The 260-nt window shown below is 44.6% G+C and carries 1 protein-coding gene; it reads left to right on the top strand.

Annotated elements, in window-relative coordinates:
• Window positions 1–260, top strand: a 260-nt coding sequence (locus AB4585_RS26275; RefSeq protein ID WP_372171697.1) for a hypothetical protein, incomplete at both ends; no start/stop codon positions are given.

The raw sequence follows: 260 nt of genomic DNA, 5'->3' as shown, positions 1-260 counted from the left end.
GGTGGAACCGGTCGAATGGAGTTATGGGCAAAGTGAGGTTTTGCATGACTTTGCTTTGGACTATCAAGCCAGAAATCGACTTGAATCAACTGATTCTGTCAAAGACGCGCTTCATATGATGTCGTTGGGCAGTCAGTTGGTTGTCGTAGGTCCAGATAGAAAAGATGCGTTTGTACCGGTCGGATTTTCCGAAAAATCGAAGTCTTTTGAGCAGTGTTACACAAAATTGCCACAAATTTCCTTCACTACTGGCCGAGATG

The organism is Vibrio sp. 10N.222.49.C9, assembly GCF_041474985.1.
Classification (GTDB): domain Bacteria; phylum Pseudomonadota; class Gammaproteobacteria; order Enterobacterales; family Vibrionaceae; genus Vibrio; species Vibrio crassostreae_C.
The sequence above is the reverse complement of the archived record's forward strand: the minus strand, read 5'-3'. Positions and strand labels throughout refer to the sequence as shown.